Source organism: Oerskovia paurometabola, from assembly GCF_016907365.1.
GTDB classification, from domain to species: Bacteria; Actinomycetota; Actinomycetes; order Actinomycetales; family Cellulomonadaceae; genus Oerskovia; species Oerskovia paurometabola.
This window is the reverse complement of record NZ_JAFBBV010000001.1, coordinates 1,854,768-1,878,057: the sequence shown is the minus strand read 5'-3', so window position 1 is coordinate 1,878,057 and position 23,290 is coordinate 1,854,768. Positions and strand designations below refer to the sequence as shown.

Here is a 23,290-nt window from a genome sequence, read left to right as displayed (position 1 = left end):
GGGCCCTTCCTCCCGCAGAGCGGGAGGAAGGGCCCTTCGGACGATCCGTCGGCTACGCCTCGACGACGACCGGGACGATCATCGGGCGGCGACGCAGACGGTTGGAGACCCAGCGCCCGACCACGCGGCGCATGACCTGCTGGAGCTGGTGCACGTCCGTGGCACCTCCCGCGATCGAGTCCTCGAGAGCCTGGACGACCTGCGGGCGGACGTCCTCGAACACGGCGTCGTCCTCTGCGAAACCGCGCGCGAGGATGTGCGGGCCGGCGATGACCTTGCCCGTCGCGGAGTCGACCACGGCGAACAGCGAGATGAAGCCCTCCTCGCCGAGGATCTGACGGTCCTTGAGCTCGGCGTCCGTGAGCTCTCCGACGCTCGAGCCGTCCACGTACACGTAGCCGCACGGCACCGCACCCACGACCGAGGCCTTGCCGTCGACGAGGTCCACGACCACGCCGTCCTCGGCGAGGACGACACGGTCCGCGGGCACGCCCGTCTTGACCGCGAGCGCACCGTTCGCGACGAGGTGACGGACCTCGCCGTGCACAGGCATGACGTTCTTGGGCCGCAGGATGTTGTAGCAGTAGATGAGCTCGCCCGCGCTCGCGTGGCCCGACACGTGCACCTTGGCGTTGCCGCCGTGCACGACGCGCGCGCCGAGGCGCGTGAGGCCGTTGATGATGCGGAAGACCGCGTTCTCGTTGCCCGGGATGAGCGACGACGCGAGGATCACGGTGTCGCCGTGGCTGACGGAGACCTTGTGGTCGCCGTTGGCCATGCGCGACAGGGCGGCCATGGGCTCGCCCTGCGAGCCCGTGCACATGAGCACGATCTCGTCGTCGCGCAGCGAGTCGACCTTCTTGAGGTCGATGAGGACGCCGTCGGGCACCTTGAGGTAGCCGAGCTCGGCCGCGATGCCCATGTTCCGGACCATCGAGCGCCCGACGAGCGCGACGCGGCGCCCGTGGTTGTGCGCGGCGTTGAGGACCTGCTGGACGCGGTGCACGTGCGAGGAGAAGGACGCGACGATGATCCGCTTGTCCGAGGCTCCGAAGACGGAGTCCAGGACGGGGCCGATCTCGACCTCGGGGGTCACGAAGCCCGGGACCTCGGCGTTGGTCGAGTCGACCATGAACAGGTCGACGCCCTTCTCGCCCAGGCGCGCGAAGGCGCGCAGGTCCGTGACGCGGCCGTCGAGCGGCAGCTGGTCCATCTTGAAGTCGCCCGTGTGCAGGACCGTGCCGGCCCCCGTGGTGACCGCGACCGCGAGCGCGTCGGGGATGGAGTGGTTGACCGCGACGAACTCACAGCTGAAGGGGCCGAAGGCGACCGTCTCGTCCTCCTTGACCACGCGGGTCACGGGGGCGATGCGGTGCTCCTTGAGCTTGGCCGAGATGAACGCGAGCGTGAGCTGCGAGCCCACCAGGGGGATGTCGCGGCGCAGGCGCAGCAGGTACGGCACGGCACCGATGTGGTCCTCGTGCCCGTGCGTCAGGATGATCGCCTCGATGTCGTCGAGACGGTCCTTGATGTAGTCGAAGTCCGGCAGGATCAGGTCCACGCCGGGCTGGTTGTCCTCGGGGAAGAGGACGCCGCAGTCGATGACGAGCAGACGCCCGTCGTACTCGAGGACGGCCATGTTGCGTCCGACCTCGCCGAGCCCGCCGAGGGCGACGATGCGCAGGGCACCTGCCTGGAGCGCGGGGGGAAGGGACAGTTCGGGGTGAGGGTGGCTCACGGGGCCTCCTGGCCTGTAGTTCAGCTGTTCTGCATGTTCAGCGTGGCCGCGGGGGTCGCCGGGTCCAGCAGGCCGGAGGCCTCCAGACCGGCGCGGACGACGGCGACCTCGTCGTCCGTGGCTGCGACGTACGGCAGCCTGAGGTATCGGTTCTCGGTGACTCCGAGGAGCTGGAGCGCGGCCTTGGCCATGACGGCCTGGAAGCCCGCTCCGTTGATGGCGTCGATCGTGGGGATCGCGGTGCGGAAGGCTGCGAGCGCGCCCGCGTGGTCACCGGCGTCGAACGCCGCGACGACCTGGGCGAAGCGCGAGCCGACCGCGTGGGCGGACACGGAGACGATGCCGACCGCGCCGTGCGCGAGGAACGACAGCAGCATGCTGTCGTCGCCGCTGTACCAGGCGAGCCCGGTCGACTCGATGAGCCTGGCAGCGGTGTAGACGTCGCCCGAGGCGTCCTTGTTCGCCACGATCCGCTCGTGCGCGGCGAGGCGCTCGATCGTCGAGGGGGCGATGCGGACGCCCGCACGGCCGGGCACGTCGTAGACCATGACGGGCAGCGGCGTGGCGTCGGCGACCGCCGTGATGTGGCGGTACAGCCCCTCCTGGGAGGGACGCGAGTAGTAGGGGCTCACGACGAGGAGCCCGTGGGCGCCCGCCTCCGCGGCCTGCTCGGCCATGCGGACGGCGTGCTGGGTGTCGTTCGAGCCGGCGCCCGCGATCACGTGCGCGCGGTCCCCGACGGCGTCGACCACCGCGCGGACCAGCTCCGCCTTCTCCGGTGCGTGCGTCGTGGGCGACTCCCCCGTGGTCCCGCTCAGGACGATCCCGTCGTTCCCGTTGTCCACGAGGTGCTTCGCGACCTTGACCGCCGCGTCGAGGTCGATCTCGCCGGCGAGGGTCATCGGGGTGACCATCGCGGTCAGGACGGCGCCGAACGGTCGGGCCTGCGTGGGGGGAAGTGCCATGTGCACAAACTACCGCGCGCGCGACCGAAACGGCGTGTCGGTCCACGGCCGCGGCGGCCTCGGGCGGCAGCCCTGCGGGTTCCCCGGGGCCGGGAGGCGCCCGGCGTGTCGGGGGCGGACGTGGACCCGTCGATGCGAACCTGCTCGCCGCGCGTGATACTCGAACCATGTCGCCCGCCACGAGTTCCCTGTCCCCCGCCCTGGTCTCGCACCTGCCGACCGGGCTGCTGATCGGTGGCCAGTGGGGCCCCGCCGAGGGCGGCCGCACGTTCGAGGTCGCCGACCCGGCCTCCGAGGAGGTCCTGTTCGACGTCTCGGACGCGAGCCCCGCGGACGGGCTCCGCGCCCTGGCGGCCGCGCACGACGCGGCCCCGGCCTGGCGTGCTGTCGCCCCGCGCGAGCGCTCCGAGCTGCTGCGCGCGGTCTTCGCGACGCTGACCGCCCGCGCCGACGACATCGCCGCGCTCATCACGGCCGAGTGCGGCAAGCCGCTCGCCGAGGCGCGTGCCGAGGTCGTGTACGGCGCCGAGTTCCTGCGCTGGTACGCCGAGCAGGCGGTACGCACGGACGGCCTGGTCCGCACGGCCCCGGGCGGGGCCAACCGGCAGCTCGTCTCGCGCCGCCCGGTGGGTCCTGCGCTGCTCATCACGCCGTGGAACTTCCCGATCGCGATGGCCACGCGCAAGATCGGCCCGGCGCTCGCGGCGGGCTGCACGGTCGTGATCAAGCCCGCGCACCTGACGCCGCTCACGACCTCTCTGGTCGCCGAGATCATCCGCGGGCACCTGGAGGACCGCGGCCTGCCGACGGGCGTGGTCAACGTCGTGCCGACGTCGTCGGCGGCCGACGTGACCACTCCCCTGCTCGCGGACCCGCGCCTGCGCAAGCTCTCCTTCACGGGGTCCACGGGCGTGGGCCGCACTCTCCTCAAAGGGGCTGCGGACCAGGTCCTGCGGACCTCGATGGAGCTCGGAGGCAACGCGCCGTTCCTCGTCTTCGCGGACGCCGACCTCAACGCCGCGGTCGAGGGCGCGGTCGTCGCCAAGCTCCGCAACACGGGTCAGAGCTGCGTCGCGGCCAACCGCTTCCTGGTGCACGACGCCGTCGCCCGCGACTTCGGCCAGCGTCTCGCCCGGGCGTTCGGGGAGCTGCGCGTCGGGCCGGGCAGCGAGGAGGGCGTGCAGGTGGGCCCGCTCATCGAGGCCAAGGCCGTCGACAAGGTCGACGAGCTCGTCTCGGTCGCGTCCGACGAGGGCGCGCAGGTCCTCACGGGCGGTGACCGACCGCGCTCGACCGGGTACTTCTACACCCCCACGGTCCTGACCGGTGTCGACGCCGGCTCGCGCGTGGTGACGGAGGAGATCTTCGGCCCCGTCGCCCCCATCGTCGCGTTCGCCGACGACGACGAGGGCATCGCCCTGGCCAACGACACCGAGTACGGCCTGGCGGCCTACGCCTACACGCGGGACCTGGCGCGCGCGGTGCGCGTGGGTGAAGAGGTCGACGCCGGGATGATCGGGATCAACCGCGGCCTGGTCTCGGACGCGAGCGCACCCTTCGGCGGCATGAAGCAGTCCGGGCTCGGGCGCGAGGGCGGCGAGGCGGGGCTCGAGGAGTACCTCGAGACCGTGTACGTCGCGCTCTGACCCCACCGTGACGACCTCTTCCGGGGCCGACGCCGACGTGCCGTCGGTGCCCGCAGCGCCCGACGAGCGCACCGAGGTGCGCGCCGCCGTGCGGCAGGCCGTGTCCGTCTCGATCGCCACGGGCCTCTACGGCATCTCGTTCGGGGCGCTGTCCGTGGTCGCAGGGCTGGACCTGCCGCAGACCATGGTCCTGAGCCTGCTCATGTTCTCGGGCGGGTCGCAGTTCGCGCTCCTCGGCGTGGTGGCGTCGGGCGGGACGTCCGCCGCCGCGGTCACGACCGCTGGCCTGCTCGGCCTGCGCAACACCCTCTACGGCGCACAGCTCTCACCGCTGCTCGCGCTCCACGGCTGGCGGCGCGTCCTCGCGGCCCACGTCACGATCGACGAGTCGACGGCTGTCGCGACCGCGCAGCGCAGCAAGGCAGCCTTCCGGGCCGGGTTCTGGTGGACCGGGATCGGGATCTTCGTCGTGTGGAACCTGCTCACGCTCGTCGGCGCGCTCGCCGGGGACGCCATGGGCGACCCCAAGGCGTGGGGCCTCGACGCCGCCGCGGGTGCGGCGTTCCTCGCGCTCCTGTGGCCCCGCCTCGCGAGCCGCGTCATGCAGCTCACCGCGGCGCTCGCGGTCGTCGTGGCGGTCGCGCTGCTCCCGTTCGTGCCGCCCGGGGTCCCCGTGCTCGCGGCGGCGGCCGTGGCCATCGTGGTCGGGCAGGTCGCCCGGCAGCCGCGGCAGCCCGTCACGGTCACGGAGTACGTGCCCGACGGCGCCGCGCCCCCTTCGCCCGCTCGCTCGCCCGAGGCTCCGCCCGCCACGGCGCGCCCGGCCGGCCCCACTGACCCGACCGGCCCTGCTGATCCGGCGGGCCCCGCTGATCCGGCCACCCCGTCCGACCCGCCCACCACGACCGACCGCACCGAGGAGCCCTGATGTCCGACGCCGCCCTGTGGGCCACCGTGATCGCGGCCTCGCTCGTGTGCCTCGGGCTCAAGCTCGCGGGGCACCTGATCCCCGAGCACTGGCTCGCGTCCGACCGCGTCGCGCGCACCGCGGCCCTCGTCACGGCCTCGCTGCTGGCCGCGCTCGTGGCCGTCCAGACGGTCGGGGACGGTCAGGGGATCACGCTCGACGCGCGCCTGCCCGCGCTCGGCGTCGCGGCGGTCGCGCTGGCTCTGCGGGCGCCGTTCCTCGTCGTCGTGATCCTCGCGGCCGCGACGGCCGCGGGCCTGCGCGCGCTCGGTCTCGCATGACGGGCAGCCGGGGCCACGGCCTCGGGTAGGGTCTGGCGAATGGCCCTCTTCAGCGAGTCGGCGGACGTCTCCGTCCGTCCGGCAGTCCCCGGCGACGAGGTCGCGATGACCGCGATCCAGATCGAGTCCTGGCGCACCGCGCACGCCGACGTGCTGGGCGCGGCCGTGCTCGACGCGCTCGACGTCCCCCGGATGCAGGAGCAGTGGGCCGGGGCCGTGTCCTCCCCGCCGGGGCCCGGCTTCGCGGTGCTCGTGGCGCTCGCCGCGGACCGCGTCGTGGGCTTCGCGGCCGTCGCGCCCGGGCAGCTCGTCGCGCTCGAGGTCCTGCCCGCCCACCAGCGCGGGGGCCACGGTTCACGGCTGCTGTCCGCGGCCGTCGACCGGCTGCGCCAGGACGGCTCCGAGGAGGTCGTGGCCTGGATCCTGGACGGCGACACCGCGCGCGAGCAGTTCCTGGGCGGTGCCGGGCTGGGCCCCGACCAGCGGACCCGGACGCTCGCGACCGGGGTGCGCGACGTCGTCGAGCACCGGTGGAGCGCCTCGATCTGAGGCTCGCGCGTCCCGTCCTAGCGGGACGCCTTGCGCTCTGCCCGGTACATGCCCGCGGCCTTGCGCAGCATGGCGCGCGCCCGCTTGCGGTCCCCCGACGCGTCGTACGCGAACGCCACGTGGTACCAGGACCGCCAGTCGTCGGGGCGTTCCTCGGCGTGGGCCCGGTGCTCCTCGAACGCCGCGTCGGCCGCGGCGCGGTCGATGCGTCCGCCCGGCGAGCGCGGCAGGTCGTCGACGGGCAGCTCGCCCGCGGCGGCGAGGGTGTCGGCCATCTTCTGGACCGTGACCGCGAGCCAGAACTCCCACGCGATGAGCCCGATCACGAGGAGCGGGATGAGCAGGACGCCGATCCCGATCGCGATCCCCACGGGCTCGCCCGTCCCCACGAGCGCCTGCGCGCGGCCCAGGATCGCCCACACGTAGATCGCGAGCAGGGCCGTGACGACGACGGCCCCGACCAGGCCCTTGCGTGACCTCACGAGAGGTCCATGACGTTCTCGAGCCCGACGGTGAGGCCCGGGCGCGAGACGACCTCGCGGATGCCGAGCAGCACGCCGGGCATGAACGACACCCGGTCGAACGAGTCCTGGCGGATGATCAGCTGCTCGCCCTCGTTCCCGAAGAGGATCTCCTCGTGCGCGACCAGGCCGCGCAGGCGCACCGCGTGCACCCGGACCCCGTCGACGTCGGCGCCGCGCGCCTCCCAGCCGGACTCGGTCGCGTCGGGGCTCGCGCCCAGCCCCGCCTCCGCGCGGGCCTTGGCGATGGCCCCTGCCGTGTGCGTCGCGGTGCCGCTGGGTGCGTCGACCTTGTTCGGGTGGTGCAGCTCGATGACCTCGGCCGACTCGAAGTAGCGTGCCGCCTTGGCCGCGAACGTCATGGCGAGCACCGCGGACAGGCCGAAGTTCGGGGCGATCAGCACGCCGACGCTCGTGCCCTCGGCCGCCTTGCGCCCCAGGTGCGCGACGAGGCGCCCACGGCTCACGTCCGTCCAGCCCGTGGTGCCCACGACCGCGTGCACGCCCAGGTCGATGAGCGCGTGCACGTTGTCCTCGGTGACTGCGGGGACCGTGAAGTCGACCGCGACCTGGGCGCCCGCGGCGGCGACCTGCGCGAGGTCGTCCCCCGCGTCGATCCGGGCGACCAGCTCCATGTCACCGGCGGCCTCGACCGCCGCGCACACCGTGGCGCCCATGCGCCCGGCCGCGCCGAGGACGGCGACCTTGATCGGCGTCGGGGCGGCGGGCTCGCGGGACGGCTGGTGGGCGCTCTGGCCGGGGTTCACGTCGTTCGAGGTCACCCGACAACCCTAGCCGCAACGCGAGGAGGGCCGGTGCGCGTGACGCGCACCGGCCCTCCTCGTTCACGCTGTGAGACTCAGTCCCCGAAAGGACCCACACGCACGGTCGAGCGCGGGCGGGAGGCGAGCTCCTCCGCGAGCTTGCGCACGTCGTCGGACGTCACCGAACGGATCCGTTCGAGCGACTCGGCGACGCTCAGCAGCTCGCCGAACACGAGCTCCGACTTGCCCAGGCGGCTCATGCGCGAGCCCGAGTCCTCGAGGCCCAGCACCAGCCCGCCCGAGAGCTGACCGATGCTCCGGTCCAGCTCGGCCTGCGTGATGCCCGACTCGGCGAGCTTCTCGAGCTCGCTCGTCATGAGCTCGGTGACCTGGTCGACCTTCGAGGGCGCGCAGCCCGCGTACAGGCCGAACGTCCCGATGCCGCCGTGGCCCGACGCGAACGAGTACGTCGAGTACGCCAGGCCCCGCTTCTCGCGAATCTCCTGGAAGAGCCGCGAGCTCATGCCGCCACCGAGGACGGCGCTGAGCACCGAGAGCACGAAGCGGCGGTCGTCCGTCGCGGACAGGCCCGTCCCACCGATGATGACGTTGGCCTGCTCGACGGTACGGCGGATCGTGAGCTCGACGCCCTCGATCCCCACGCCCTGCACGTCCGCGTTGTCGCGGCGGGCGCGAGGCGTGCCCGCAGGGTCGAGTTCCCAGCCACCGGTCGTGAGCGCGGACGCGACCTGCTCGCACAGCGTGTCGTGATCGACCCCACCGGCCGCGGCGACGACGAGCGTCTCCGGACGGTAGTGCCACTGGTAGTGCTCCCAGACGGCGCTGCGCGGCACGGCGTTGATGGTGTCCGGCGTACCGCCGATCGGGCGCCCCAGCGGGTGCCCGGCCAGGACGGCCTGCGCGAACTCCTCGTGCACGACGTCCGACGGGTCGTCGTCGTTCATCGCGAGCTCTTCGAGGATCACGCCGCGCTCGGTCTCGAGCTCGTCCTCGTCGAGACGGGCCGAGGTGACCATGTCGGTGATGACGTCGACCGCCATGGGCAGGTCGGAGTCGAGCACGCGAGCGTAGTAACAGGTGTGCTCCTTGCCGGTCGCGGCGTTGGCCTCACCGCCGACGGCGTCGAACGCCTCGGCGATGTCCATCGCGGACCGGCGGGCAGTTCCCTTGAAGAGCAGGTGCTCCAGGAAGTGCGTGGAGCCGAAGTGACCGTCGGTCTCGTCGCGCGAGCCGACGCCGACCCATGCTCCGACGGTCGCCGAGCGCAGGCCCGGCATCGACTCGGTGAGGACCCGAACCCCGCCGGGCAGGACCGAGCGACGAATCGTCGCCCCGTCCTGCCCGGCGGTCAGCTCACCCTCGGGCGAACCCGAGGGGACGAGCGGAAGGTTCCAGGGCACGTCAGGCGTCGTCCCCGGCAGGTGCCTCGGCGTCGGCCGGAGCGTCGTCCGAGCCCTCGACGACCGCGTGCAGCGAGAGCTTGCCGCGCGGGTCGATCTCGCCGATCTCGACCTGGACCTTCTGGCCGATCGACAGGACGTCCTCGACGTTCTCGACGCGCTTGCCACCGACGAGCTTGCGGATCTGGCTGATGTGCAGCAGACCGTCCTTGCCCGGGGACAGCGAGACGAAGGCGCCGAACGACGTGGTCTTGACGACCGTGCCGACGAAGCGCTCGCCGATCTCGGGGACGTGCGGGTTGGCGATCGCGTTGATCGCCGCGCGGGCGGCCTCTGCGGAGGGGCCGTCGGTGGCACCGATGTACACGGTGCCGTCGTCCTCGATGGAGATGTCCGCGCCCGTCTCCTCCTGGATCTGGTTGATCATCTTGCCCTTCGGGCCGATGACCTCGCCGATCTTGTCCACGGGGACCTTGACCGCGATGACGCGAGGAGCGTTGGGGCTCATCTCGTCCGGCACGTCGATGGCCTCGTTGAGGACGTCCAGGATGGTCAGGCGCGCGTCGCGGGCCTGGGTCAGCGCGCCGGCCAGGACCGAGGCGGGGATGCCGTCGAGCTTGGTGTCGAGCTGGATGGCCGTGATGAACTCGCGCGTACCGGCGACCTTGAAGTCCATGTCGCCGAAGGCGTCCTCGGCACCGAGGATGTCGGTCAGCGCCGCGTAGCGCGTCTCGCCGTCGACGGTGTCGGAGACGAGACCCATCGCGATGCCCGCGACCGCTGCGCGCAGCGGCACACCGGCGTTGAGGAGCGAGAGGGTCGAGGCGCACACGGAGCCCATCGAGGTCGAGCCGTTGGACCCGAGGGCCTCGGAGACCTGACGGATCGCGTAGGGGAACTCCTCGCGGCTCGGCAGCACCGGCACGATCGCGCGCTCGGCGAGGGCGCCGTGCCCGATCTCGCGACGCTTCGGGCTGCCCACGCGGCCGGTCTCGCCGGTCGAGTAGGGCGGGAAGTTGTAGTTGTGCATGTAGCGCTTGCGCGTCTCCGGGGAGAGCGTGTCGAGCTGCTGCTCCATGCGGAGCATGTTGAGCGTGGTGACACCCAGGATCTGGGTCTCACCGCGCTCGAAGATCGCCGAGCCGTGCACGCGGGGCAGGACCTCGACCTCGGCCGACAGGGTGCGGATGTCCGCGAGCCCACGACCGTCGATGCGGAAGCCGTCCGTGAGGATGCGCGCGCGGATGAGCTTCTTCTGCACCGAGCGGTACGCGGCGGAGATCTCCTTCTCGCGGCCCGCGAAGTCGCTGGCGAGCTCGGCCTGGATCTCGGCCTTGATCTCGTCGAGACGGTTCTCGCGGTCCTGCTTGTCGGCGATGCTCAGGGCCTCGCCCAGGCGGGCCGTCGCAGCGGCCTCGACCGCGGCGTAGACGTCGTCCTGGTAGTCCGGGAACGTCGGGAAGTCCTGCACGGGCTTGGCGGCCTTGGCCGCGAGCTCCTGCTGCGCCTCGACGAGCGTGCGGATGAAGGGCTTGGCGGCCTCGAGGCCGCCTGCGACGACCTCTTCGGTCGGGGCGCCGACGCCCTCGTTCTTGATGAGGTTCCAGGAACCCTCGGTGGCCTCGGCCTCGACCATGGTGATCGCGACGTCGTCACCCACGACACGCCCCGCCACGACCATGTCGAAGACGGCGCGCTCCTTGTCGGAGTACTTGGGGAACGCGACCCACTGGCCGTCGATCAGGGCGACGCGGACGGCGCCGATCGGGCCGGAGAACGGCAGGCCGGAGAGCTGCGTCGAGATCGACGCGGCGTTGATGGCCAGGGTGTCGTACGCGTCGTCCGGGTGGATCGCGAGCACGGTGATGACGACCTGGACCTCGTTGCGCAGGCCCTTGACGAACAGGGGGCGCAGCGGGCGGTCGATCAGGCGGCAGGCCAGGATCGCCTCGGTCGAGGGGCGACCCTCACGACGGAAGAACGAACCGGGGATCTTGCCGGCGGCGTACTGCCGCTCCTCGACGTCCACCGTCAGGGGGAAGAAGTCGAACTGGTCCTTGGGGTGCTTGCCGGCCGTCGTGGTCGACAGCAGCATGGTCTCGCCGTCCAGGTAGGCGGCGGCGGAGCCACCGGCCTGGCGCGCGAGGCGTCCGGTCTCGAACCGGACGGTACGGGTTCCGAAGCGACCGTTGTCGATCGTTGCTTCGGTGAATTCGATCTCGGGACCCTCCACGGGTGCCCTCCTCACTCTCGAAGTGCCGCCTTCGGTGCCTGTCGAGGGTGCATCCACTCGACGCTCGGCGGTCTTCGATCGAGGCCCACGGTCTTCCCGCTCGAGGCGGGTTCCGGGAGCCACTACCGAGGACCGAACGAAAGGCTGGCGGCGTGGGTTTTCTTACGGGTGCTTCACACCGGACCAGCCCGGCCCCGTACGGGGCCGGGCTGAGTCAGGGGGTGTCAGCGACGCAGGCCGAGGCGCTCGATGAGGCTGCGGTAGCGGTTGATGTCGACCTTCTGCAGGTAGCCGAGGAGACGGCGACGCTGGCCGACGAGGAGCAGCAGGCCACGACGGCTGTGGTGGTCGTGCTTGTGCTCCTTGAGGTGCTCGGTCAGGTCCTTGATGCGCTGCGTCAGCATCGCGATCTGGACCTCGGGCGAACCGGTGTCGCCCTCGCTCGTGGCGTACTCGGTCATGATGCGCTGCTTGGTGGCAGTGTCGAGGGGCACGGCTCTCCTTGTGGTGTTCGTTGCGCGGCGCGCCAGGGCTTGATCCCTGGGCTCTTCGGCAGGCTTGCCAGCCTCCGCGGCCGTTCTGACGGCGCCCATAGTCTAGCAGGGTTGCCCGGGGCACGGCCCTGGCCTCGCGGGACGGCGAGCCCGGTACCTGGACGAGCGTACCGGGATGCTGCCCGGGCCGTCGGGGCTCAGTCCCCCAGCAGTCCCCGCCTGCGTGCCTCGGCCACCGCAGCCGTGCGCGAGTCGACCCCGAGCTTCTCGTACACGTGGACCAGGTGGGACTTCACGGTCGCTTTCGACAGGAACAGCCGGCGCGCGACCTCGTCGTTCGAGCACCCCTGCGCCACAAGCCCGAGCACCTCGAGCTCGCGCAGCGACAGCGAGACGCCCGGCGCCCGCATGCGACCGAGGAGCCGCCGCTGCACGCTCGGTCCGAGCGCGACCTGCCCACCCGCCGCCGCGCGGATCGCGGCGGTCAGCTCGTCGGTCGGCGCGTCCTTGAGCAGGTAGCCCGTGGCGCCGGCCTCGATCGCGGCGAGGATCTCCTGGTCGGAGTCGTAGGTCGTGAGGATCAGGACAGGCGGCCCGCCCAGGCGCGTGACCTCGCGCGCGGCCTGCGCTCCGCCCATGCGGCCTTCTCCGAAGCGCAGGTCGAGCAGCACGACGTCGGCCTCGAGCCCCGCCCCGACCCGTCGGACGAGCTCCTCGGCCGTGGCCAGCTCGTCGACGACCTCCATGTCGCCCTCGGCGTCGACGACGGCGCGCAGGCCCGCGCGGACCACGGGGTGGTCGTCGGTCAGCACGACGCGGATGGTCGCCGGTCCTTGTGTCACCGAGTCTCCTGGGGGTCGAGCGGCAGGTGGACCGCGAGCGCCGTCCCGGCGCCCGGCTCGGTCTCGAGCGAGAACGTGCCGCCGAGCTCGGCGACGCGCGAGCGCATCGCCGTCAGGCCGAACCCTGAGCGGGGTGGAGGCGTCGCCCCTCCCGTCACGCCGTCGTCACGGCCCTCGTGCCCGACGGCGGAGCCCCCGCCCGCTCCCGGGTGCGGCGCAGGGGGCGCGAGCGGGTCGAACCCGCGACCGTCGTCGACCACGTCGAGCGCGACGGCGTCCCCGAGGAAGCTGAGCGTGACCGCGGCCCGCGAGGCTCCCGCGTGCTGGACGACGTTGGCGAGCGCCGACTGCGCGATCCGCAGCAGCGCGGTCTCGACGGGCACGGGCAGGGGGCGCGGGCGGCCCGACACGTCGACGGTCACGCGCAGGTCGTCGCCCGAGGCCAGCGCCGTGCGCTCGGCGACGCGTTGGAGCGCACCGACCAGGGTCGCCGACTCGAGGTCCGCGGGTGCGAGGTCGCGCACGAAGCGCCGGGCCTCGGCGAGGTTCTGCTGCGCGGCGAGCCGCGACCGGGTGACGTAGCCGCGCGCGGTGCGTGCCGCCGTCGGGCCCGGGGCTCCCGGGGCGAACGCTCCCGGCGCCTCGACCTCCTCGAGCGCCGCGTCCGCCGCCCGCAGCAGCAGCTCGATCGACGAGAAGCCCTGCGCGAGCGTGTCGTGGATCTCGCGCGCGAGGCGCTCGCGCTCGGTCGCGACCGCCGCCTCGCGCTCGGAGACCGCGAGGTCCGCGCGCGTGCGGACCAGGTCGTCGATGAGCTCCTGACGTCCCTGCGACTCGCGCACGATCGTCTCGAAGCCGAGCACGACGGCGATCGCGACGAGGCCGCCGAACGTCGGGCCCAGGATCGAGCCCACGAGCTGCTGGCCGCCCAGGATGGCGCCACCGATCGCGCACGCGGTCGTCGCCGCCACGGCCACGATCCCGCGGCGGGGTCCGAGCACGTGCATCTCGAGGAACATGAGGGGGAACGCGATCCACAGCGCGACCGGGGTCAGGAGCAGCAGCAGCGCCCACCCCACGATCAGCGCCGCGACCCACGCTCCCGTGGGCCACCAGGCGCCGCGCGGGGCGTCGACCGCGGTGTCGCGCACGTTGATCCGCGAGCGCCCCACGCCGTAGACGAGCAGGAGCCCCAGGCCGCACGCGAGCGCGGCCCACGCCCCGGCGTCCAGTCCCCCGGCGCTCAGGGCCTCCGCCCAGCGGGAGCCGACCGCGAGCCCCACGAGGGCCACTAGGAGCACGTCGAGCGCGATCTGGAGCCCGAGGGCGGCGGAGATCACGGCGCGAGGCTTCACATCGCCACCCTAGCGAGGCGGCGGGTGCGACGTGCCGCGCGCGATCCATCGAAAGGTTGATCCTCGGACCCACCTCGCGGCCACCGGAGAGCATCCACGGGCCCGATCCGCGCGAGGCCCCTCGGCGGGAGGCTGGACGCAGATCGATTCCACGCCAACCACCGGAGGCTCTTGATGTTCGTCGCGCTGCGCGACCTGCGCTTCGCCCGGGGACGCTTCGTCCTCATGTCCACCGTCATCGTCCTCATCACGTTCCTCGTGGGCTTCCTGGCCTCGCTGACCGCGGGCCTGGCCCGCGCGAGCACGTCAGGTGTCACCGACCTCCCGGTCGACCAGCTCGCGTTCACCGTCACCGGGGACGCCAAGCCCTCGTTCACCGAGTCCCAGGTCGACGCCACGCAGTGGGAGGCGTTCGCCGCCGTGGACGGCGTCGACTCCGCCGAACCCCTGGGCATCGCGACGACGCGCGCCTCGGTCACCGCGGGCGCGGACGGCGAGGCAGGCACCACCGCGGCCGTCACCGCGTTCGGCTCGCGCCCCGGCTCGGGCCTCGTGCCCGACGGCGCCGAGGCAGCGCCTGGGACCGTGCTCCTGTCGAGCGGCGCCGCCGACGACCTGGGCGCCCAGAAGGGCGACGAGGTCGCCCTGGGTTCGCTAACCCTGACCGTCGCGGGCGTGCTCGACGCCCGGGCCGACTTCTCGCACACGCCCGTCGTCTGGATGGACCTGACCGACTGGCAGACCGTCGGAGCCCGCGGCGGCGGAGCGTCCGGTGACGAGGTCGCGACCGTCGTCGCGCTCACCGGCGACCCGAGCGACTCCGCGCTCGCCGCGGCAGCGGACGACACCGGGACCGCGACCCTGACCCCGATGGGTGCCCGCGCCGCGGTCAGCTCGTTCTCGGCCGAGAACATGTCGCTCACCATGATGCAGGGATTCCTGCTCGCGATCTCCGCCCTCGTGGTGGGCGCGTTCTTCACCGTGTGGACCATCAATCGGGCCGGCGACGTCGCGGTGCTCAAGGCCCTCGGCGCCTCGACCTCCTACCTGCTGCGCGACGCGATCGGCCAGGCGCTCGTCCTGCTCGTGCTCGGCGTCGGCATCGGGACCGCGCTCGCAGCCGGGGCCGGGGCGCTTGCAGCCCAGGTCATGCCCGTCGTCGTCTCCCCCGCCACGACCCTCCTGCCCGCGCTCATCCTCGTGGTCCTCGGCACGGTCGGCGCCGTCGCGGCGATCCTGCGGATCACGCGCATCGACCCGCACGCGGCGCTCGCGGCCCGCTGAGGCGCCCGCCCGCTCCTCGCTCCTGAAAGCTGCTCCCGAAAGGCACACCATGGACCTCTCCCTCGACCACGTCACCCTCGTCTACCCCGACGGCGAGTCGACCGTCACCGCGGTCGACGACGTCTCCCTGACCGTCCCCGCCGGGACCACGACCGCGGTGCTCGGCCCGTCGGGCTCGGGCAAGTCCTCGCTCCTCGCGGTGGCGGCGACCCTCACGACCCCGACGTCCGGCGAGGTGCGCATCGGCGACGACGTCGTCAACGCGCCGGCGTCGTCAGCTGGTTCGGCCGTGTCCTCGGACGCGGCGCGGCTGCGGCGCGACCGGATCGGGATCGTCTTCCAGCAGCCGCAGCTCATCGCGTCGCTCACGGCGCTCGAGAACCTCGAGCTCATGAGCCACCTGCGCGGCGAGCGCCCCTCGGCCCACCGTGACCGGGCGCTCGAGCTGCTCGACGCCGTCGGGCTCCGGGACGTGGCTGCCAAGCGACCCGGCCAGCTCTCCGGCGGTCAACGCCAGCGCGTCGCGATCGCCCGGGCCCTCATGAACCACCCCGAGGTCCTGCTGGTCGACGAGCCCACCTCGGCGCTCGACCACACGCGCGGCGTCCAGATCATCGAGCTCGTCACCCGGCTCACCCGCGAGACCGGTGCAGCGACCATCGTGGTCACCCACGACGAGGCGACCCTCGACACGGTCGACGCCCGCGTGCACCTGGCGGACGGGCGGCTCGTGGGGGCAGGAGAGGTGGTGGGATTTCGCCAGTGAGTGCGCGTCTGGGGCCATGGCACCCGACGATTGTGACGAACCCGCCACCTTGTGCAATCCCCGTCCGTTGACGTTGCCGCCAACTACTGCCGTCAAAACGGGAAGAAGCCACCGCCAGGACCCCCACGGTCCTGACGGGGCTTCCTACCGCTCACATCACGGAACTACAATCCCCTGATCTCACCTAATGCCGGGCATAGCTTTTTCTCGCACGGGCGAGGACGTCGACAGCCTGCGCAGATCCAACGCGCACTCGGACGGCGGGAGAAGACGTTTCGATAAGCGAATCCCCGAGTCCGACAGCCAGGGCCCGCAATGCGGCCTCTCGAACAAGACCGAACTCGCTATCGTCGTCGGCGATACTCATCAGCATTCTTGCCAAGTCGGCCGGTCCACCCACCTCTCGAAGATGCCGGCCGGTGATGGAAATGGCAACATCTCGGACATCGCCTTCAACATCCCAATCGACTCCAGTCAGGAACCTGCGAAGCTCGGGAAGAAGGTCAGACGACAGCCCCCAGTAGTCGCCAAGAATCTGCAAAGCGAGGCGCGACAGCATTGGGTCAGCGGGCATGCGGAGATACTTCCTGACGACCTCCGCTTGGGCAGGGGAGCCCGCCAGCCCAACCACGTGCAACGCCGTATACAGGTCCCCGTGACTTGTCCGACACTCAGAAATTGCCTGCACGGCAACATCGAGTTCTCGAGCGCTCAGCGTCCCGGATTTAGCCCTACCTAGCATTTCTCCAAATTCTGTCATCAGTGCCTCGGGACATATTGCTCTGAGAGGTCCAGCAATTTGCTGGCCTGGCTTAGTTCGTCCTGGAGCGACGGGAAACTCGGATCATCAACCCCCGCCTTTGACATCTGCACCTTGACCTGATGCAAACGCTTCAGGAGACCCTGCTGAGCATCTCGGACCTCGCCGACATGATCCCACGGAGTTCCATCAGCCTTTCGCGCAACTACCTCACCTCCGAGTTCGCGCTTAGCGGCATCCAGATCCCTGGAAGTGAGATGCTCGGCAATCCTGTCCGTCTTTGTCGGGCCGCAATTGTGCACAAGCACTGGCGTAGTAGCAACCAGTACATAGTACGTGTGTAAGTCGTCAACCGTCAGGTTGTAGGCCGAGTCTACGATGCTCGATCCGGCCTGGATGCCGGCCGTGGGGATCTGGAACCCGTCAGCGGTGAGGATGTTGTCGCCGAAGTCGAAGTACTGGGCATCCTGCCACTGCTTGTCGGTGGCGTTCCAGAAGGGGTGGTCCTCGGTCGTGGTCAGCGCCTTGCCGCCTACCGTGAACGTGACGAGGGTGTCCTGATGGACCCACGTCCTGGTGACGATCTTGACCTCTTGACGACCCGTCTTGGGGTCTGCGGCCAGGACCTTGTCGCCGGGCTTGACGTTCTTGATCGGCTTGATCGACCTGTCGCCCATGAGCACGTTTGTGCCACCTGAGAAGCTCCGCGCTCCTGCGACAGGGCAGGACGTAGGCTCAGGGCTGTCCTTCGGTGAGGCCTTGGCCGTGCCCGCAGGTTTCGCCGCACTGGACGCGCTACTTGGCCTCGGTGCCGGCTTCTTGGCGGCGAACGTCCGTGAGACGGCGGCGCGGATGCTGGTCGAGGCCTTGCCCAGCGCCGGCGCGAGCAGCCTTCCGCCAGCGCCTCCGAGGTAGCCCAAGGCTCCGCCCATGACGGTGTCGCGGGCCAGCCCCATCAGGGAGAACTTCTGGGTCTTCTGGACCTTGCTCTTCCAGAGGTTGGTGGCGGCACCACCCGCGGCACCGCCAAGGGCCATGCAGCCCAGGCTTCCAGCACCTGCCGTGACGGCCAGGCAGCCGGAGGTGACGACGACGCCCACGACGGCACCGACGATCTCACCCTGGTACTTCTTGATGAACTTGCTGCCGGACTTGACGGTGTTCTTGAGCCACTTCCCGGCCCCCTTCCAGGACAGCAGCCCTGTGGGGTCCGAGTACGTCACCGGGTTGTTGTCGGCGTAGGCGTACGCCGACCACTGCTGCGGATCGGTGAGGTCCATGATCGGATCGACCGAGATGAACCTGCCCAGCTGCGAGTCGTAGTATCTCGCCCCGACGCTGGTCAGACCGGTCGAGTCGACCGGCTTCCCGAGGAAGCCCTTGTCGTCGACCCAGCTCGTCGGCGAGGCGCCGCGCGCGTTCCCGTACGGGTCGTGGTAGCGACGCGTGACCTGCTGGGTCGCGTTGTTGACCGTCATCTCAGCGGTCCCGTGGTGGTCCGCGACGAGCGTGTCGACACCCGCAGCCCCCACACCGGTGCGCACGGCGACCGTCTGCCCCGCCAAGGAGTAGTAGCGGATCGCCTTGAGGTCACCGCCCTGGGTCAGGGTGAGCTCCTGCCCGCCCGGCAAGTAGATGGTGGTCGCCCCGTCCTGACGGCGCAGGAGCCGGTCCCCCTCGGGCGTATAGAGGTAGTCGTCAGTGACGACGCCGGCCTCCGTGACCGTGTCGAGCTTGCCCTCGGCGTCCCACGCGAGCTCCTGCACCGGCTGTCCGGCGATGGCGCGCGTCGTGGTGTTCCCCGACTGGTCGTAACCGTAGGTGTTCGTGGAGGTTGTCGTCCCCGTCGTCGTCACCTGCGTGACGGCGTGCGGTCGCGCAGCACCTGCCGCGGGATAGGTGTACGCGGAGGTCCGGTCACCGGCCGTGGTGTGCTGGGTCGTGCTCGTCCGGTTCCCGACCGGGTCGAAGGTGTAGCTCGTCCAGTACGGTGCCGCACCGCCGAGAGCCGCAGCCGTGCGAGGGGTCGCACAGTCGTCGCTCGCCGGGGTCCAGGCCTCGGTCAGGCGTCGCAGCCCGTCGTAGGTGAAGCACTGCGTGTCGCTGGTCGAGCCCACCGGCTTGTTCGAGATCGAGGTGATGTTCCCGGCCGCGTCATAGCCATAGCTCACGTCGAGGTCCAGGTTCGCGATCCCCTCGCGCTCGACCTTGGCGGTCGTCGGCCTCCGGGTGCCGTGCTCGTACGTGTTGTGCTGGATCGTCGAGTACACGTCGCCCAGGTCCTGGACCAGGACCTCGCCGTACGGCGAGTACTTCGTGCTCGCCGCGTACACGCCCCCGTTGCCCGAGACCACACGGCTCGGAAGGGACTGACCGTCGAAGATGGTTCCCACCGTCTCCTCCGGAAGGTTCCCCACCGCGGGCAACGAGACGGTCTTGACCTGGCCGTCGGCCGTATAGGTCAGGCTGCTCGTGTAGGTCCCCGCGAGGGCACCTTCGGAGGTCGGCAGCTTCAGGGACTGGCCCAACGGGCGGTTGAGCGCGTCGTAGGCCGTGACCGCCATGACGTAGGCGTTGCCCTTGTCGAATCGGGTCGTCGAGGTGAGCTGCCCCTTGGCGAGGGTGTCGTAGGACCACGAGGAGCGCAGGGTGCCCGTCAGCGAGCCCTCGCGCGTCTCCGTGGGACGACCCAGGAAGTCGTACTTGCTCGCCAGGACGACGCCACGCGCGTCGGTCGTGGTGACCACCTGGCCCGCGTCGTCGTACGTCGTGCTCGTCGTGCCCTTGTCAGGGTCCGAGGCGGAGATGACCCTGCCGAGCAGGTCGTACGTGTTGGACCACGTGTTGCCCGCGGCGTCCTTGGTCGTCGCGAGCTGACCGCTCTTGTCGTACGTGTAGGTCGTCGTCTGGAAGGGTCCGGTGACGGAGCCCGACGTGTACTGACGCAGCTCCACGAGGTTGCCGCGCGCATCGCTGATGGTCGTCTGAGGCGTGCCGCCCGCGGGCGGCACGACCGTGACCCGATCGCCGCCGTACGTCGTGGTCGTACGCCACTTCTCCTGCTCGGCCACCTGGACGATCTGCGCCGTCGCACGGCCAGCGCCGTCGTACTCCATGACCGTGCGCGCTGGGACGGCCGTCGTCGGGACGACCCTCGTCGTGCCCGGACTCCCCTCCGTGAACCACGGGTTGTTGGACCTGATGACCAACCCGCGGGTGTCGTAGACCTGGTCGGTCACGATGCGACCGGGGCTGTCCTTGTCCGCCGACGGTGCCTGCGTCTGGCTCGCGCGCAGCAGGCCGTCGTAGAGAGCTACCGACGTCAGGTAGGTCTCGGCAGAGGTGAGGGTCTTCGTGGTCACGGTGTTCGGCCCGTCGGACCGCACCTGGTACTCGTACGTGATGCTCGGGGACTTCGTGGCCTGCGGCCGGTCCGGCATCCACACGTTCGTCAGTCGCCCGAACGCGTCGTACGTGGCCGTCGTGACCTTGCCGTTTGGGTCGACCGACTTCACCGGCACTCCCCACGCAGGGTCGAGATCCATGCTCGTGACCAGCGGGGTGAGAGCCCCGGCACCGTCAGGGTCCGGGGTGGTCGTGACGACCTTGGTCACCGGACCGGCTCCGGCCGGGGTGTACGCCATCGAGGTCGTCCGACCCAGCGCGTCGGTCTGCGTGATCGCGCGCCCCAAGGCGTCGAACGTGCTCGTCATGGTCGTCAGGTACTCGGGCGTCGCGCCCGAGAACGACTTGACCTGCTGGGTCGCGGTCACGCGCCCCTTGGTCGGCGCGACACCGTACGCGGCGCCGTCGTACAGCATGCGCTCGTCGTTGACCACGTCGCCCGGACGGGACGGCGTGACACCGCACGCAACGGCGACCGACTCCGACCGCTTGACCGTGGACAGGATGTTCGCCGTCGTGTTGCGGGCGTACTCCAGGCGGGTGCACTTGTCGTCGGCAGCGGTCGAGACGTCACCCAGGTCCTCGACCTGGACCGGCGACCCGTAGGTGTCGTCGTACGTCGTGACCGTCCGGGTGGTCTGCACGCCCCCCGGGACGTTCGGCGCGGTGGTCCGCGTCTCGCTGACCGACTCGCCGGTGAAGTAGGACTTGGTCCCGTCGGCACCGGTCGCTGTCGCCGGGGAGCGCCACGGCGTCGAGAGCGACGTCGAGACGACCTCGGCCCCGTTGTACGTGGTCTCCTCGCGTGTCATCCCGCTGAACCGGTCGTGGTCGGTGATGCCGTCGACCGCGACGCTGCGGACCCCGCCTGCGGGAGCCGCGCGGTCACCGTCCATACCCCGGAAGTACCGGTAGCGGGTCTTGAGCTGGGTCGTGGTGGACGCGCCGGTGATGACGTCGACCGTGCCGTAGCCCCGGAACTGCGCCCAGGTGCGCTGCTTGGGCGGGGTCAGCTCGCTGTCGTCGTAGTGCCAGGCGGGCGCGCCCACGTAGCTGTAGCGCGTCTCGGTCGCCTGCGACTGCGAGTCGCGGCCGTCGGAGACCACCGACGTGACGAGGTACTTGTGGAAGTACTCCATGATCGGGTCCGGCAGCCCCTCGGGCGTCCAGAACACCGGGAAGCACCTGCGGGTGTTGGTCTCCGGAGAAGCCGGAAGGTTCGAGCTCGTGCAGTCGATCGGCGAATAGTTGACCGAGATCGTCCCGCCCGACTCGCTGTTGACCGCGATGACTCGCAGGCGGTTCATGGGCGGCCCGTGGTCGCCGAGCGTGTCCACCCGGTTGGCCATCTGCTGGCCGATGAACGTGACCTTGGGCAGCGTGATCGTGCCGCCGGCCAGCCCCTTGTGCTCGATCGACGACAACCACAGGACCGGGTCGCTGCCGTCGCCCGGGTCAGGAAGCTGGTGCCCCAGGGTCCAGGAGTCGACCTCGCGGTACGACGCGCCGTTCAGCACCTTCGTCGTGACCGACGTCAGGCGCTTGCGCGTGAAGAACGACGGCGAGCTCTGCGTGGGGCACGTCGTGGTCGACGAGCAGATGAGGTCGAAGGGTACGTCCGGCCACTTCGACGCGTTGGCCGCGGTCAGCTCGGACTCTGCACAGGTGACGCCGCCCGTGGGCAGGCAGCGCTCGGCGACCGTGAAGTCGACGCGCATCGGTGCCTGTGCACCGGTCTCGGCACCCGCACGCGTCCCGTACTCGACCGACTTCAGGTAGCCGCCGCGGTCGTACGACGACACCGCGGTATTGAGGTTGCGCCCGTAGCTGTTGGTCTCCTTGCCGTACGTGTACGTCAGGGAGTTGCCGAAGGGGTCGACGACATAGTCGAGGTTCCACTTCCACCCCTGTGTGCACGACGACGCCTCGAAGGTCGCCTGGTAGCACGGCTCGCCAGGGTGGTTGCCGTACACCGGCACGGTCCACGCGGAGCCGAGCGCGAGGGGGTCCGTCGCGGACCGCTTGTCGCGGCCGAAGAAGTACTGGGTCCCGTCGGGGGTCGTGACCTTCCAGTACTCGGTGTCGTTGTCACCGTTCCATGCACCGGTCAGACGCTCGACGCGCGAGCCGTCGTCCGACTCCGGCTTCCAGGTGCCGGTCGCGACGTCCTTGACGAGCTCTGTGGACATGCCGTTGAACACGAGAGTCGCGTTGTCCGACTTCCAGCACAGGTCGCCGGTCTTGCGGGAGAGGTTGTTCGCATTCCCCTGCGCGTCCTCGCTGCAGGAGGTGTACTTGCGCTCGACGTAGCCGGACCACAGGTCCCACCCGTCGCCGACCCAGGAGGACTGGTTGTTCGTCGAGACGACACGCCCGTCCAGGCCCCCGGACGAGTAGGACAGCGCAAGCTCGGGAGCCAGGCCGCCGGGCGAGGGCACCACCCGCATCGGGTAAGACCACGAGAAGTTCCCGCTCGGGCCACCCGCCTGCCAGCTTGCCGACGCGGACAACGGGGTCGCCGACCAGTTGCCGGCACCTCCCGCGGCACCCGCCGTCAGCGCCATGGCGCCGAACGCGGCAGGCTCGACGCGCGCCGTCACGGTCGAGGACTCGACGTCGTTCGTCGAGGTCAGCGGCACGCTCTCCTGACACTCCGGCTGGTCCGGGGTGGACAGTGCACAGTCCGGCAAACCGACCAGGCGGAGACGGGATGCCCAGTCACCACCGTACTTTCCGGCGAAGCCGGAGTAGTCGACCGTCAGCTCCACCGGACTCGTCGGCTCTGCGGCCGCGGTCGCGACCTCGAGAACCACGCCGTCGACCCCGGTCGCCGCGGCGACCCTCTGGTCGAAGACCTCGACGCTCACCTCGCTGTCGACGACGGCGCCGTCCTCCACCAGAGGAACGACGCTCACCGGAAGACCACCGGCCGAACCGGACGCCTCCCCACCCTCGGGCGGGAGCGACAGGTCGACCGCCCCGCCCTGGGGCCAGGTGGTACCTGCCGCCGCGCTCGCCGCGATCGACTGCGCGGTCGCGGCCGGTCGAGACGTCCCCTCCGTCACGCTGACGGGCTTCTCCGGATCGATCTCCGGGTACAAGGACAGGCCGTGAGCGATGCGCTCCTCCTGCGTCCAGCCTTCACGCTCGAGCAGGTCGTCCTGCGCAGAGGCAGAAGGCGCGACGACCAGCAGCCCGGCAAGGAGAGTCGTACCGACGGCCGCACCGACGCTCGCACGGAAGCGGGCGTTGGAGAACGCCCGGGACATGGATACTGCAGGCGTCATCGAGCTGCCCCT

Annotated in this window: 17 protein-coding genes; 6 read left to right on the top strand and 11 right to left on the bottom strand. The window is 70.9% G+C overall.

What is annotated here, in order from left to right:
• Positions 1-52: 52 nt before the first annotated feature.
• Together JOD48_RS08410 and dapA are read right to left on the bottom strand one after the other, a co-directional pair.
• Positions 53-1,738 carry a ribonuclease J gene (locus tag JOD48_RS08410; RefSeq protein ID WP_204808534.1) on the bottom strand — a complete coding sequence of 562 codons (1,686 nt, stop codon included), beginning with the start codon at positions 1,736-1,738 and terminating at the stop codon, positions 53-55.
• Between the two features lie 20 nt (positions 1,739-1,758).
• On the bottom strand, positions 1,759-2,703 hold the full coding sequence (dapA, locus tag JOD48_RS08405; RefSeq protein WP_191790621.1) for a 4-hydroxy-tetrahydrodipicolinate synthase: 945 nt from the start codon (positions 2,701-2,703) through the stop codon (positions 1,759-1,761).
• A gap of 167 nt (positions 2,704-2,870) precedes the next feature.
• Here dapA and JOD48_RS08400 point away from each other — a divergent pair, with 167 nt between their 5' ends.
• The 4 genes from JOD48_RS08400 to JOD48_RS08385 are packed head-to-tail and all read left to right on the top strand — an operon-like array spanning position 2,871 to position 6,146.
• Positions 2,871-4,349, top strand: a complete 1,479-nt coding sequence (locus tag JOD48_RS08400; protein WP_204808532.1) for an NAD-dependent succinate-semialdehyde dehydrogenase — start codon at positions 2,871-2,873, stop codon at positions 4,347-4,349.
• Positions 4,350-4,386: 37 nt separating this feature from the next.
• The gene (locus JOD48_RS08395) at positions 4,387-5,277 is read left to right on the top strand and encodes an AzlC family ABC transporter permease (protein WP_372440796.1); all 891 of its coding nucleotides are present in this window, start codon (positions 4,387-4,389) and stop codon (positions 5,275-5,277) included.
• Positions 5,277-5,597 (top strand): AzlD domain-containing protein, encoded by a 321-nt coding sequence (locus tag JOD48_RS08390; protein WP_138824775.1) that lies wholly within the window; start codon positions 5,277-5,279, stop codon positions 5,595-5,597. Before JOD48_RS08395 ends, JOD48_RS08390 begins: the two co-directional genes overlap by 1 nt.
• 39 nt (positions 5,598-5,636) lie before the next feature.
• Positions 5,637-6,146 carry a GNAT family N-acetyltransferase gene (locus tag JOD48_RS08385; RefSeq protein ID WP_191790618.1) on the top strand — a complete coding sequence of 170 codons (510 nt, stop codon included), beginning with the start codon at positions 5,637-5,639 and terminating at the stop codon, positions 6,144-6,146.
• Positions 6,147-6,163: 17 nt separating this feature from the next.
• Here the strand turns inward: JOD48_RS08385 and JOD48_RS08380 are convergent, their stop codons facing one another.
• The 7 genes from JOD48_RS08380 to JOD48_RS08350 form a co-directional block, all read right to left on the bottom strand.
• A complete protein-coding gene (locus JOD48_RS08380; RefSeq protein ID WP_191790617.1) occupies positions 6,164-6,628 on the bottom strand; it encodes a hypothetical protein in 465 nt (154 codons plus the stop codon).
• The gene (gene dapB / locus JOD48_RS08375; RefSeq protein ID WP_307824289.1) at positions 6,625-7,377 is read right to left on the bottom strand and encodes a 4-hydroxy-tetrahydrodipicolinate reductase; all 753 of its coding nucleotides are present in this window, start codon (positions 7,375-7,377) and stop codon (positions 6,625-6,627) included. Before dapB ends, JOD48_RS08380 begins: the two co-directional genes overlap by 4 nt.
• Positions 7,378-7,526: 149 nt before the next feature.
• Positions 7,527-8,852: a M16 family metallopeptidase gene (locus JOD48_RS08370; RefSeq protein WP_191790616.1), complete on the bottom strand. Its 1,326-nt coding sequence runs from the start codon at positions 8,850-8,852 to the stop codon at positions 7,527-7,529.
• Position 8,853: 1 nt separating this feature from the next.
• On the bottom strand, positions 8,854-11,085 hold the full coding sequence (locus tag JOD48_RS08365; RefSeq protein WP_204808530.1) for a polyribonucleotide nucleotidyltransferase: 2,232 nt from the start codon (positions 11,083-11,085) through the stop codon (positions 8,854-8,856).
• A gap of 224 nt (positions 11,086-11,309) precedes the next feature.
• Positions 11,310-11,579, bottom strand: a complete 270-nt coding sequence (rpsO, locus tag JOD48_RS08360) for a 30S ribosomal protein S15 (RefSeq protein ID WP_030150575.1) — start codon at positions 11,577-11,579, stop codon at positions 11,310-11,312.
• A gap of 197 nt (positions 11,580-11,776) precedes the next feature.
• Positions 11,777-12,421: a response regulator transcription factor gene (locus JOD48_RS08355; RefSeq protein ID WP_307824045.1), complete on the bottom strand. Its 645-nt coding sequence runs from the start codon at positions 12,419-12,421 to the stop codon at positions 11,777-11,779.
• The gene (locus JOD48_RS08350) at positions 12,418-13,776 is read right to left on the bottom strand and encodes a sensor histidine kinase (RefSeq protein ID WP_307824044.1); all 1,359 of its coding nucleotides are present in this window, start codon (positions 13,774-13,776) and stop codon (positions 12,418-12,420) included. Before JOD48_RS08350 ends, JOD48_RS08355 begins: the two co-directional genes overlap by 4 nt.
• 174 nt (positions 13,777-13,950) lie before the next feature.
• Between JOD48_RS08350 and JOD48_RS08345 the strand changes: the two genes are divergently transcribed.
• Complete coding sequence (locus tag JOD48_RS08345; RefSeq protein ID WP_204808528.1) at positions 13,951-15,060, top strand: ABC transporter permease; 1,110 nt, start codon at positions 13,951-13,953, stop codon at positions 15,058-15,060.
• A 49-nt stretch (positions 15,061-15,109) separates the two neighbouring features.
• Positions 15,110-15,826: an ABC transporter ATP-binding protein gene (locus tag JOD48_RS08340; protein ID WP_204808526.1), complete on the top strand. Its 717-nt coding sequence runs from the start codon at positions 15,110-15,112 to the stop codon at positions 15,824-15,826.
• Positions 15,827-16,010: 184 nt separating this feature from the next.
• On the opposite strand, the gene JOD48_RS08335 is transcribed toward JOD48_RS08340, so the two are convergent.
• On the bottom strand, positions 16,011-16,400 hold the full coding sequence (locus tag JOD48_RS08335) for a hypothetical protein (RefSeq protein WP_204808524.1): 390 nt from the start codon (positions 16,398-16,400) through the stop codon (positions 16,011-16,013).
• Between the two features lie 185 nt (positions 16,401-16,585).
• A complete protein-coding gene (locus tag JOD48_RS08330) occupies positions 16,586-23,278 on the bottom strand; it encodes a polymorphic toxin type 28 domain-containing protein (RefSeq protein WP_204808522.1) in 6,693 nt (2,230 codons plus the stop codon).
• Between the last annotated feature and the right edge of the window lie 12 nt (positions 23,279-23,290).